8 protein-coding genes are annotated in these 12826 nt (G+C 61.8%); 1 reads left to right on the top strand and 7 read right to left on the bottom strand.

The genetic code is table 11. The features are described from left to right. The first annotated feature begins 8 nt into the window (after positions 1-8). Positions 9-836, top strand: a complete 828-nt coding sequence (locus FEZ21_RS17090) for an aminoglycoside phosphotransferase family protein (protein ID WP_160627935.1) — start codon at positions 9-11, stop codon at positions 834-836. Between the two features lie 43 nt (positions 837-879). Here FEZ21_RS17090 and FEZ21_RS17085 read toward each other — a convergent pair whose 3' ends face one another. The 7 genes from FEZ21_RS17085 to FEZ21_RS17055 form a co-directional block, all read right to left on the bottom strand. Continuing rightward, on the bottom strand, positions 880-2352 hold the full coding sequence (locus tag FEZ21_RS17085) for an aldehyde dehydrogenase family protein (RefSeq protein WP_160627933.1): 1473 nt from the start codon (positions 2350-2352) through the stop codon (positions 880-882). Then, positions 2345-3172: an ABC transporter permease gene (locus FEZ21_RS17080; protein ID WP_003442357.1), complete on the bottom strand. Its 828-nt coding sequence runs from the start codon at positions 3170-3172 to the stop codon at positions 2345-2347. The genes FEZ21_RS17085 and FEZ21_RS17080 overlap by 8 nt, the downstream gene beginning before the upstream one ends. A 1-nt stretch (position 3173) precedes the next feature. Beyond that, positions 3174-4091 carry an ABC transporter permease gene (locus FEZ21_RS17075; protein WP_160627931.1) on the bottom strand — a complete coding sequence of 306 codons (918 nt, stop codon included), beginning with the start codon at positions 4089-4091 and terminating at the stop codon, positions 3174-3176. A 30-nt stretch (positions 4092-4121) separates the two neighbouring features. Beyond that, a complete protein-coding gene (locus tag FEZ21_RS17070; protein WP_003442367.1) occupies positions 4122-5264 on the bottom strand; it encodes a PotD/PotF family extracellular solute-binding protein in 1143 nt (380 codons plus the stop codon). 39 nt (positions 5265-5303) lie between these two features. After that, complete coding sequence (locus FEZ21_RS17065) at positions 5304-6419, bottom strand: ABC transporter ATP-binding protein (protein ID WP_003442368.1); 1116 nt, start codon at positions 6417-6419, stop codon at positions 5304-5306. A gap of 104 nt (positions 6420-6523) precedes the next feature. Beyond that, positions 6524-7333, bottom strand: a complete 810-nt coding sequence (locus FEZ21_RS17060; protein WP_160627929.1) for a LuxR family transcriptional regulator — start codon at positions 7331-7333, stop codon at positions 6524-6526. Between the two features lie 389 nt (positions 7334-7722). Next, a complete protein-coding gene (locus FEZ21_RS17055; RefSeq protein ID WP_160627928.1) occupies positions 7723-12795 on the bottom strand; it encodes an RHS repeat-associated core domain-containing protein in 5073 nt (1690 codons plus the stop codon). Between the last annotated feature and the right edge of the window lie 31 nt (positions 12796-12826).

Raw genomic sequence — 12826 nt, 5'->3', positions numbered from 1 at the left:
GAGCCCGGGTGAATAATCCAGAATTGAATCACGACCTGTTCACGCCCTGGCTGGAGCAATGGCAACTGACCATCGAGGGTGAGGCCTTTGCTTCGCGCAATGGTTATTTGTTGCCTGTCAGCCAGGGCGGGCAGCCGGCCATGCTTAAAGTCTCGCAAGAGCCCGAAGAGCAGGCCGGCGCTCAACTGATGGCCTGGTGGGCGGGGGAGGGAGCGGCACCGGTGCTGGCCCATGACCATGAGGCGTTGCTGTTGCAACGTGCCCAGGGCCGCGCCACGCTTGCGGGGATGGTCGCAGACGACGCCGATGATCAGGCCACGCACATTCTGTGCAGGGTTATCGGCCGTTTGCATAAACCGTCGCCAAAGCCGCTTCCGGCTCTGGTCCCGCTGCAACAGCGTTTCGAGTCGCTATGGGGCGCAGCGGCGTCCCACGGCGGCATTCTGCAGCTTTGCGCCGCCAGTGCCCGCGAACTGCTGGCCAGTCCCCGGGACGTCGGGGTGCTGCACGGCGATGTCCACCATGGCAACGTGCTCGATTTCGGCGCGGCCGGCTGGCTGGCCATCGACCCCAAGGGGCTCTACGGAGAACGCGGATTCGATTACGCCAACATTTTCTGCAACCCCGATCACCACAGTGCGCTGGCCCCAGGCCGCTTTGCCCGGCGTCTGGAAATCGTGGCAGCCGCCAGCGGTATTGAGCGCAGCAGATTGTTGCGCTGGGTCCTTGCATGGGCAGGGCTGTCCGCGAGCTGGATGCTTGAAGACCATGAAGATCCGGGTGGCGTGATGCAAGTGGCGAAACTGGCGGGATCGGCATTGGGCCTGATCGAGTGAGCCGTGGGCACCCTGCCTGCAACAGGCAGGGTGCCCACGGCGGTTATTTCAGATACCAGCCCCACGGCCGGTCATCGATGTACTCGGTCACCTGCTTGGTTTCCAGATAATTGCTCAGCCCCCACTGGCCGAGTTCGCGGCCAATGCCGCTGTGTTTCATGCCGCCCCACGGCGCTTCGACAAAGGTCGGTTGCGAGCAGTTGACCCAGACTATGCCCGCCCGCAACTGGTTGGCCACCCGGCTGGTGCGGTGCAGGTCGGCACTCATCACGGCAGCGGCGAGGCCGAAGCGGCTGGCATTGGCCATTTGCACGGCTTGCTCTTCGGTCTTGAAGCGCTTGATACATAACACCGGCCCGAACACTTCTTCACGCCATAGAATACTGTTATGCCCCGGTTCGTCGAAGATTGCCGGCTGGATGAAATAGCCCTCTTGCAGATGCCCGGGGCGCTGACCGCCAGTGAGCAGACGAGCGCCGCTGGCGAGCCCCTGATCGATGTAGCCCAGGACCTTGTCGTATTGGCCCTGACTCACCAGGGGGCCAAGCAACACCCCGGGTTGCAGGCCGGGGCCGATGGTGATTTTTCGGGTTTCCTCCACCAGCCGCTCGATTAACCGCGCAGCGATGCTTTCCTGCACCAGCAGGCGTGAGGTGGCGCTGCACACCTGACCCTGATTCCAGAAAATGCCGAACAGAATCCATTCCACGGCGGCATCGATATCGGCATCGTCGAACACAATAAAGGCCGATTTACCGCCGAGCTCGAGGCTGATGTTCTTGATGCTGCGGGCCGCCGCCGTCATGATTTTCGAGCCGGTGGGCACGCTGCCGGTGAAGGCCAGTTTGTCCACTGCCGGGTGCTCGGTGAGGGGGCTGCCGGCGTCAGTGCCAAGCCCGGTCACAATGTTCAGGACCCCGGCCGGCAGGCCGATACGGTCTGCGGCAGCGGCCAGTTCAAGGGCCGTGAGCGGAGTCAGTTCCGAGGGCTTGAGCACCAGGGTGGCGCCGGCGGCCAATGCCGGGGCCACCTTCCATGCCGCCATCAGCAACGGGTAGTTCCACGGGATGATTTGCCCGGCCACGCCAATCGGTTCATGGCGGATCCGGCAGCGAAAACGCGGGTCGGGCAATGGCAGCGGTTGATCCTGTTGCTGATCCAGTTCCCGGGCCAGCCCCGCGTAATAGCGAAAGCAGCCAATCGCATCGCCAACATCCCACTGGGCTTCGGGCAGCGGCTTGCCGTTATCGCGCACTTCCAGCTCGGCAAGTCCCTGCTGGTGGTGCTGCAGTTCATCGGCCAGGGCGTCGAGCCATTGCCCGCGCTCGGCGCCGCTGGTTTTGCCCCAGTCACTGTCGAACGCGCGGCGGGCTGCGCGCACGGCATGATCAATGTCTTCTTCAGTGCCGGCCGCGACCCGGTGAAAAACCTGGCCGGTGGCCGGATCGATGACGTCGAGCAAGCCCCCCAGGTCCGCACCCACCCATTCGCCGTTGATATAAAGCTGATCACGCATGCTGAGACTCCTGGCTGTTGGTACGGCGGCTTTGCAGATGACGGGAAGTGAACAGCAGCAACAGTGACAGGCAAATAATGACGGTCGAGACAGCGTTGATCTCCGGCGTCACGCCGCGGCGAATGGAGGAAAAGATGTAAATCGGCAAGGTGGTTTCGGAGCCGGCGACAAAGAAGGCGATGATGAAATCGTCAAAGCTGAAGGTGAATGCCAGCAGGAACCCGGCCATGATCGCCGGGCTGATCTGCGGCAGCGTGACCCGCCAGAACGTCTGCATCGGCGGCGCATACAGGTCGGCCGAGGCCTCCAGCAAGGCTTTGTCCAGGGAGTCGACGCGACTGCGCACAATCACCATGACCAGCGCCATGGTGAACAATGAGTGCGCCGCAATGACCGTGGCAAAGCCCATGTTCAGGCGCGGCGCGGCAGGTATCCAGCTGGCCAGCAACGGGTTGATGAAGTCGAACAGGCTGATGAAGGCAATCAGGGTCGAGATGCCGATGACGATCCCGGGAACGATGATCGCGCAATAGGTCAGGGCATCGAACATCAGCCGCACCCTGGGCCCGGCCCGTTGCAGGCCGAATACCGCCAGGGTACCGAACAGGGTGGCTATTACCGCGCTGGTCAAGGCAATGAATGCGCTATGGGCCAGCGCCTCCATGATGAACGGGTTGCCGAAGGCGCGACCGAACCATTGCACCGAGCAGCATTCGAATGCCAGGCCGCTGCGCCCGGCGTTAAAGCTGAACAGTACGATCAGGGCAATCGGCGCGTAGAGAAACAGATACAACGATGTCGAATAGCTGCGCAGCCACATGTCACACCCCCGAGTCGACAGGACGGCCGCCATAGCGCGCCACCAGTTTCAGATACACACCGATGATCACCAGCATCATCGCCACCAGAGTCATTGCCAGCGCACTGCCAAATGGCCAGTTGCGCGATTGCAGGAACAGGTCGACCAGCGCGTTGCCGAGAAAGAACACTTTGCCCCCGCCGAGAATGGCCGGGATCAGGAACTCGCCCATCAGCAGGATAAACACCAGCATCACCCCGGTAATCACCCCCGGTGCGCTCAGTGGCAGGGTGATGCGCCGAAAGCTTTCAAAGGCACTGGCACCCAGGTCGGCGGAGGCTTCCAGCAGGCGCTTGTCGAGTTTTTCCAGGCTGACATAGATCGGAAACACCATGAGCGGCAAGTAGCCGTAAACGATGCCGATCAGCACTGCCCACGGGGTGTTGATCAGGCGTACGTCTTGCAGGCCGAAACTGGCCAGCAGCACCGGAATGCCTTTGCCGCTGAGGAGGAAGATCCAGGCATAGGTGCGGATCAGGAAACTGGTCCAGAACGGCACTATCACCAGGGTCAGCAGCAGCGAACGGTTCTTGCTCACCTTGAGCGCCAGAAAGTACGCCAGCGGGTAGGCCGCCACCAGGCACACCAGAGTGCCCAGTGGCGCCAGGATCAAGGTGTTGCTGAACGCGGCGGCCCGCGAACCGAGGTTCAGGTAGTTGTCCAGGGTGAAGCCGGCGGCATAGCCGCCCACGGCACTGCGTTCGCCGAAGCTGTAGACCAGAATGATCAGCAGCGGCATCAGCAGCAACAGCAGGAACCACAGGGTCGATGGCAACAGCATGAGCAGCGTCATCCGCCGGCCGAGGCTGCGCCGCTGGCGTGCCCCGACTGACAGGGCTGTGCCCGGCTGTACCGATTGCGGGTGGGCGGCGGCGTTCATGGGGGGCTCCTCAATGGCCATGGCAAAGCATCAGGCGGACTTGAAACGGGCCATCAGTTCAGCCCGTGCCGGACTGGTGAGTGTGGCGGCGGCACCGAACTCCAGCGGGCTCAGGGCTTCGGCGGCGGGGTACATGATCGGGTCTTCAAGCAGGGCGACCGGCAGCAGGGCGTCGACCCGCTTGTCACCACTGGGGTAGCCGTGGCTCAAGACTTCGAGCTTGTTGTGCTGTGGGTCGAGCAGGTAGTTGATAAAGGCGTAGGCAGCGTCCTTGTGCTCGGAGCTTTTGGGGATCGCGAAGAAGTCGCTCCACAGTTCGCCTCCTTCCTTGCCCAGCTCGTATTGCATCTGCGGCAGATCGCGGTGCAGCTGCGAGGCGTCACCGGTCCAGGACATCGCCAGCCAGGCATCGCCGCTGCGCATCGATGGCTGGATATCGGAGTTGATGGCAAACAGGTGCGGCTTGACTTCGATCAGCAGTTTCTCGGCATCTGCCAGCTCTTTCGGGTCCAGAGAGTTGAAGCTGTAGCCGAAGCTTTTGAGGGCGTTGCCAATGGCGGTCAGTTGGTAGTCGTGGACCATGGTGCGGCCGCTGGCGGGACCCTGGGCGGCGGCCCAGAACGCTTTCCAGCTGGCGGGGCCGTCCTTGAGTTTTTCGCTGTCGTAGAGCATCCCGGTGGTGCCCCAGTTTTTCGGCACCGCGTAAACCTTGCCGTCCACCGTGCCCTGGGCCATGAACTTTTGCTGGAAGGCCGAGGCATCGAAATTGGGCAGGCGCGCCAGGTCCAGAGGTTCGATCAGGCCCAGGCCGACGTAGGTGCTGATGGTGTAGTTGGTGGGCACCAGTACGTCCCAGCCACTGCCGCCGGCTTGCAGCTTGGCGAGCATTTCTTCGTTGGAACCGAACACGCTCATGGACACCCGTGCGCCGCTGGTTTTGCCGAAGTCGTCAAGATTTTCCTGGCTGTGATAGTTCGGCCAGGTGGCCAGTGCCAGGCGATCGCTCGACAGTTTTTGCTCGCCCGCCTGGGCGCTGGACATCAGCAGGCCGGGCATGTTGCTGGCGACCACGGCTGCGGCAACCCCCAGGCCGGTGCGTCCCAGGAAGTCGCGACGGCTGATCGAGCCGTTCTGCCAGCTGCGCAGGTTTTTGATAAATGTCTTCTGGTCCATAACGCGCTCCACATTCGGTTGTTGAAACGAATCGTTGATTTACAACGCCATGGCCAGGCCGTTGGCGTGATCCCAGCCGACACTCACGGCTGCGCCGTGTTCGAAGGCATTGGCCGGGTGATCCTGCTGGCGTGGGACACGCACGCAAATCACCCCGAAGGCCTGGGTGCGCACGCGATATTCGGTGCAGTTGCCCAGATAGATGCGGTCTTCCACGCGGCCTGGCAGCTTCACTTCGCGAAGCATGTCGGCGTTGGCGCCGGCAATGCTGATCAGCTCCGGGCGCACGGCGATGCATCCCGGGGCATCGGCGCTCAAGGTTTTGCCGGTGGGGGTCAGCGGGCTTTCAAGCTCCAGCCCCTGCTCGGTGCGCAGCACCACCGAGTTGCCCTGCAGCTGGCGCACCGTGCCGTTGAACAGGTTGGACTCGCCAATGAAATCGGCCACGTAGCGGCTGGCCGGGGCTTCGTAGAGTTGCTCCGGGGTGGCGGTCTGAATGATCGAGCCGTTGTGCATCACGCTGATGCTGTCACTCATCGACAAGGCTTCTTCCTGGTCATGGGTGACCAGTACGAAGGTGATGCCGACCTCCCGTTGCAGGCGCAGCAACTCGGACTGCATCTCCTTGCGCAACTTGCGATCCAGGGCTGCCAGCGGCTCATCCAGCAGCAATACCGTGGGTTTGTTGACCAGCGCCCGGGCCAGGGCCACGCGCTGTTGCTGGCCGCCGGACAGCTCGCTGGGCTTGCGCTGGCCGAAGCCGCTCAGGCGCACCATTTCCAGGGCCTCGTCGGCCATGCGCAGCTGGGTTTTTTTGTCCGGCCGCGGGTTGCGGTAGCGCAGGCCGTAGGCGATGTTTTGCGCCACGGTCAAATGCGGGAACAGTGCGTAATGCTGAAACACCATATTCACCGGTCGTTCGAATGCAGGCACGCCGGCCACGTTTTTGCCCGCCAGCAACACTTCGCCGCTGCTGGGTTGTTCGAAGCCGGCGATCATGCGCAGGGTGGTGGTTTTGCCGCAGCCGGAGCCGCCGAGGAAAGAATGAAATGAGCCACGGCGCACGGCGAAGTTCAGCCCGTTAACGGCTGATACCTCGCCGTAGCGTTTGACCACATTGCAGAATTCGATGTCGCTTGGCGGGTTGTCGTTCACGGTCCGGCTCCCTTGCAGTGATGAATCAGCGCGTCGGGGGCCAAACTAGCAATCGGGGTTTTGCGCTGTATATATCCCTTGGGGGATAGAGTCGTTATCAGGTGTCAGGGCTCGACAACCAGCTCCTGGCCGGTGAGGTCGCGGATAAACAGCCCGAGCAATTCCGACTGGCTGCCTATCCCCAGTTTGGCGTAGATGTTCTTGCGGTGAATCTTCACCGTGCCGGGGCTGATGCCCAGTTGCTCGGCCACCGAGGCGCTGGAATGGCCGCGCAGCAGCAGTTGCACGATTTCCTGCTCGCGCACGGTGAGGATGTGGGCGCCAAAGTGATCGAAGACCTCGCGGATCTTGAAGTCCAGATCCTGGGCCGGGCGCGGCTGCTCGGTCTGGCGCAAGCGCCAGGCTTCATTGATCACCTGCTCGACCACCGCTTGCGCGCACTCGATCAACTGCATTTCATCGCGACTGAAGGCGCAACTGGCGGTGCTGCGCATCAGTGACAGCACGGCCATGGCGCCTTCGCCCAGGTCGACGAAAAAGGCCACTTCCTCGGCCAGTCCGGTTTGCTGGTAGTAGGTCAGGTAGTACTCGCCGAGATAGAAATGGTCGGGTGCAAACTGGCGCAGCCGCCACAGCCCCGGTGGTTGCGCGCGGGTGCAGGCCAGGTAGAAAGGGTCCAGCAAGTAAGGCCCGCACTGATAGTCATCGACATACACCGCACGCTTGTCCGCCGAGAAGGTATCGAACAGGGCCAGCGGCCGGTGATTGCCTTCGTAGACGAACAGAACAAAGTGATCGATCGGGCAGACCTGCCTTAGCCAGTGGCTCAAGCCCGCCAGTCGCCCGTGCCCGGCAGGCAAGGCCAGCAGATGGGCGACACCGGTGGTCCAGAGTTTCAGTTCCTTGGGGCGCATGGCGGATTCAGGCAAGAAGGGTCGAATTTGAATGCACGAATTACGCCACGGGGAGCCGGACCTTGCCGGGCAGGGGGGCGGGAGGAATGGGCCAGGCATGGGCGCACAGTAAAAGGGCAGGGGTGTTACTGAGTGCTACACAATGGCCCGCAGGCGCTGTCGGATGATCAGCGCCAGGAGGAGGCCGACCGGTTACTGGCAGGGGTTATTGAAGTGCTGCTTCGAACAAGACTTCAGGTGAGTGGCTAAACGCCGGAACCAGGTTTGATCCTGGCCCCGGCGGTTTAATCAGCAGCGCATCAGGGGCGCCATAAACGTTTCGCAATGGCAGTCGAGATAGAGCCGAAACAGACCTGAGTCACTCTGCTGGAGTTAACTCAGGTACAGCACTACAGAATCCGGCACCTCTGGGTTCTCTGCCTTATAGTGGCCTCCTGGGGAGGCGAGGCAGGCCGCTGCGCCGTGCGAGAATGAAGCCATTGATAATCAGCTTCGGCCAATTCCTGCAGTGGGCTCATCAGCCTTGGTCGACCATGTCGGGCTATATGGTCCGTATAGCGGTCTAATTCCCTTCTGCTGACGATCCTCAAGGCACTTGGGTTGCTGATTCCGGCTTCCCCCAGCTGCCAGGGGTAATAGTGGGGATGAGTGCCGGATACGATTTGTCTGACTTCTCTGATGTAGGCCGGGTTGTGATCGAGAAACCCTCCGTTAGCCAGATAGAGGTTCCCGTCAGAGATAACGCTCACGGGAGCTGCCGACGGAAGTTCCAGGGGCCTGCTATAAACGGCGCGCCTGTTAGCCGAATTGGTTTGCCCTAAACTTTGCAAATCACTACGGGACAAGTGCGGCAAAAAGCTATTCCGGATCGGTGTTTGTTCCAGCAAATAGGACAGATCCATGTCGCGCATGGGTGTCACTCGCTGGGTTCCCCCGGGTAATGCACGGCGGCCTCTCGTAGCCCCCCCTGCATGTTGCAGTTTGTGCTGCCAGCTGCCCACGAACTTGCCTGCACTCTTCACTCCCTTGGCCGCAGCCCCGGCCATTGACGGAGCCGCCGAAGCAAGCCCGGTTGCCATGCCCACCCAGCCCAGAATCCGCCCGGCGTTTTCATTGCCGGTGGCCAGCAAGGCTATCGAGGCCACATCCGCTGCCAGCGACACCACGCTCAAGGTCGCAGTAGTGACTGCCGTTACATAGCTGGCGGTCAGTGCCGCTGTAGGCGCCGCCAACGCACCCAGGGAGGCCACGGTGCCGACCAGTGCCAGCGCGAGACCGGCCGCCGGCAACAGCCAGTCCAGCCACGAATGGCCCGACGGGTCGATGCGGTTGACCGGATCGCCGGCGCAATAGGCATAGCCATTGAGCCCGCCTTCGCCGAAGGGGCTGAGGCTGTCACGGCTGTGGAAGCGCATCAGTGCGGGGTTATAGATGCGGTAATCACCCAGGAAATACCAGCCGCTGTCCTGTTCGCGCAAAGCGCCGGCGTAGCCCAGTCGGCTGGTGCCGGGCTGGCTCTGGCCGTAGGCGCCGTAGACCGGGGTGTTAATCCCGTCATTGGCCTCAGTGGTTATCGAGCCCTGGGCATCGGTGCCCAGCAGAATCACTTCGCGCACTGCCGATGCAAGACGGCTTTCAGCCACCGGAACGTCACCGGCCCGCACCCAGCGGGTCTGGGTGTTTTCACCCACCTCGCAACTGAGCTGGCCGCCGGTGTGGTAACGCCAGCGCGGGCCATTAGTGTCCTCGGTCTTGATGATGTTGCCCGCCGGGCCGTAGTGCCAGCGGCGTTCGCCTGTAGGCAGGGTGACGCCAATGAGTCGGCCCAGGGCATCGTAGTGCAGCGGATTGCCCCGTTCATCCTTGAGTAAATTGCCGAGAGCGTCGTACTCCAGGGTTACCGGTGCCGGGTAATCGGCGCGGCTGTGACTGACGCTAAGCAGTTGGGTAAGGTCGGCAGGGTTGTAGCCGAATACGCTGACATTGTTGGCGCTGGCGTCGGCAAAGACCGTTTCCAGTCGACGAATATTGTCGAGGGCGTCGTACTGGAAGTGTTGCTCGCGGTAAGGGTGGCCGTGGGCATCCTGCGGTAAATCCTCACCGTGCAGACGGTGAGCAATCATCCGTCCGCGCAGGTCGTAGTCGAAGCTTTCACCGCGCACCAGTGTGCCGTCACGGGTCAGTTCGCGCTGGGTCAGCTTGCCGTCTTTACGCCATTGCTGGGTCTGGATTTCAAGGGACTGTCGGGTGGGCGTACGGGTAGCCGTTTCTCGGCGGGCCGGACGGCCCAGGCTGTCGTAGCCCAGAGTCACGGTTATGTCCCGCGAGCCATCGTTTGATTGGGTGCGCTGCTGGTGAATCCGCGAGGCTGCATCGTAGGTGACGCTAATAGTGACATCGGGGCCTTGCTGTTGAATCAAACGCCCGAATTCATCGTACTGGCAGCGCTGTTCGGCGCCGTCGGCATCGGTCAGGCGCGTCACTGTGCCCGCCGGGGTGGTGCTTTGCTGTTGCGAGCGCGGCTGGTCGCCGTGCCAGGCGTAGTCGGCTTTGCTCAGTTGGCCGGACGGTGACCAGTGATCTTTTTGCAGCCCCAGATTGCCCCGGGATTCCAGCAAACGGCCGCTTAGCGGATCGTATTTATTGAACACGCTGATCCCGGGCGCTTGCAGCGACAGCAATGCGTCGCCCAGTTCCGGTTGGCGCTCACTCTGCACCCGGGTACCGTCGGGCAGAACCTGGGTATGGGCGTGGATTTCTCCTTCGGCATATTCCCATTTGGAGACACTCTGCCCGACCTTTTCCCACACCAGTCGGCCCAGACCGTCATATTTGCGCTCGCCCAGCAGGACTTCATTACTGCCCAATGAAGGGTGGCTAATCGATACCGTGGCCGGCAATTCACTGTCATGGCCTTCGGCATAGGTGCGCTTGATGACACTGCCGTCGGGTAGGGTGGTGGATACCAGTCGGTCCAGTACATCCCACTCCTGCCGGGTCTCCCGGCCCATGGTATCGGACTGGCTGATGCAGCGGCCCAACCCGTCATAGGTCCAGCTCAATTCGTGCTGAAGTACGCCGTCTGCGCAATACAATCGCTCGGTCAGCGGCTTGCCATCCAGGGTGTGGGTGGTCACTGTTCTGGCCCCAGCCACGCCATTGGCGTCGGTCTGCCAGCTGCTGCCGGTCAGGGCTACCGGGTCGGCAAGGGTGTGTTGAGTGACACCGTCCGCGCCGGTTTCAGTCAGCACATTGCCCCAGTCATCAAAGGTGCGTTCAGTGGTCAGGCTCAGGGCCGGGACGTCTTCGTTACCCGGGTCATAACTGGTTTCACGGAACACCCGGCCCAGCACGTCATATTCGGCGGTCCAGGCGGTATAGGTCGTACCGCTGTCGGTTTGTTTTTCACGGCGGATTTCCCTGGCCATACCATCGAGCCAGACAGTTTCCTTACGCCCGGAAGCGCCGATTCGGGTCTGGCAGCGCTCGTTCGCCGACAACGAATAGGCCCAGTTGACCTCAGCCTCGAACGCCGAATCCGGGGCTGCGACTTCCTGAGTCACACGCCCTAGGGGATCGTGGGCAAAGGCCATGCGCAGCTGCTCGTCGGTCTGCTCGGTGACCATTAGCCCCGAGTACAGATCTTGTGAGGATTGGGCAACAGTTGACTGCCCATCGTGCCCGGTGACTGTCACATTTTCCTGCAGCACGGCACGTTGAAGAGAGCGTGCGTCTGGCGCTTGGGTCAGGGTGTAGCTGTAGGTCCGGGTGGTGCTTTTGCCCTGTACCCTTTGGGTTTCGCTGAGCATACGGCCGTGATGGGGTGAGGCCGGAGCATTGATAAAGGTCTGGCTGGAACGGCCCAATTCAGTGGGTTTGTCGCCTTCAACCAGCAGCAACCGCTCTTCGCTGCTCTGGATAAAAGTCGGCAATGCAAACCCTGGAGCATCCCCACGCACGGGCAGGGATTGATAGCGATATCGGGTCTGCTTGACCGGGCCTTCGGTGCCGGGTGGCGGACTGACCGTACGACTTTTCAGACGGGTGATGCGGCCCAATGGGTCGGCCGGGCAGTTGTCGCTCTCACCGGTTACCGGGTAGTACTCGGACTCTTCAACGACCCCCAATGCATTGCGGTGCCACACCGGGTTGCCCAGCTCGTCGTAGCGGGTTTCTTCTTCGGTAACAAGCTCCCGCAGTACCCGTTGGCCATCCAGCTGCGCCTTGCGGGTAATGACTTTATGCGGGAACTGGAAATACGGCAGTTGCCGGGCAATGGGCAGCCACGGCTCGTCGTAATAGGTGGTCTCGGTTTCCTGCAGCGTCTGGCCCTGTTGCGTGCGTTCACGGGTCAGCAGGTGAAAGCGGTTAAAGGTGCGGGACACTGTTTGTAAAACAGTCCCCCGGGCATCCATCAGGGTTTCGGTGGAGCCGTAGAGAAAATCGCCGCCCCCGGTCAGGTGATAGAGATTGTCTTCGCGGTTGCGCCACTGGCGCACTGCCGGCCAGCCAAAATAGTTGTTGCTGCCATACAGCCCATAGTCATAGCGAACCAGCTGCACCGGCTGGCCGTCCCCCGGGTCCTTGCGGGTCTGACTGACCACCGGCATCCGTGGGAACGGCGCCCCCGGCGGCAACGCCAGACCGTTTGCCTCGCTATAGGTCACTTCCTCGGTGCTGCCGGTGGGCTGGGTACATTTGCTCAGCAGCAACAGGCCTGAATCACTGCGGGTGTATTCAAACTGCCAGCCATTATCGGGCAGGCCGTCTACCGTCACTCGGCGCAACTGCCCGGAGACCCGGTGAAAAGACATCACCACCTGTGAGGGGGTATCCGGTTGCAACGTCAGATGGGTCAGCACGCCCTCGTAGGTCAGTGCCAGCACCGTGCGGCCCTGGGCATCGCTGATTTTTTGCAGGTAGGCCGCGTTGCCAACCGAACGCCAGTCAAACCTCAGAGCGCTGCCATCGGCACCCACCAGGGTGCTGACCACCCACAGGCTTGGATGTCCGGGTAAGGGGATAAGGCGTTCACAGCTGCCGTCGTTATGCCGGATCCACATTTCCTGGCGCTGCACCGTGACCGTTACCACCGGCAAGCGCACATCGGGGAAACGCATGCTCTGGCCGACAATCTCACCGCGAAAGCGCTCGCCGGAATTGAGCTGCAGTTGTTGGCTGACACCGTCCCAGGAGGTGGTGCCGAGCATCCAGCCCAGACCAAAGCCCTGGTCGGCTGTCATCAGCGGGCTATGGCTCAGATGCAATTGGCCGATGGGCCCGCGCAAATCATTGGCGGCGCCTGTGGGCAGGCTGATCGAGGCCGAGAACGCACCGGTGCGCGGATCGACCCCGGCACTGATGCTGCTCATAAAGTTGTAGGCGCCGGAATACACATCGCCGCTGTTGAGCAGGCTGGCGGCGGACTGGATGTCGGGGGTGTGCTCAGATGAGTGATGCATGTTTGCTACTCCTTGGCTGGAACGAAATAGC

The sequence above is a fragment of the Pseudomonas sp. 9.1(2019) genome, assembly GCF_009910445.1.
GTDB classification, from domain to species: Bacteria; Pseudomonadota; Gammaproteobacteria; order Pseudomonadales; family Pseudomonadaceae; genus Aquipseudomonas; species Aquipseudomonas paraversuta.
This window is presented reverse-complemented; position numbering and strand designations above follow the sequence as displayed.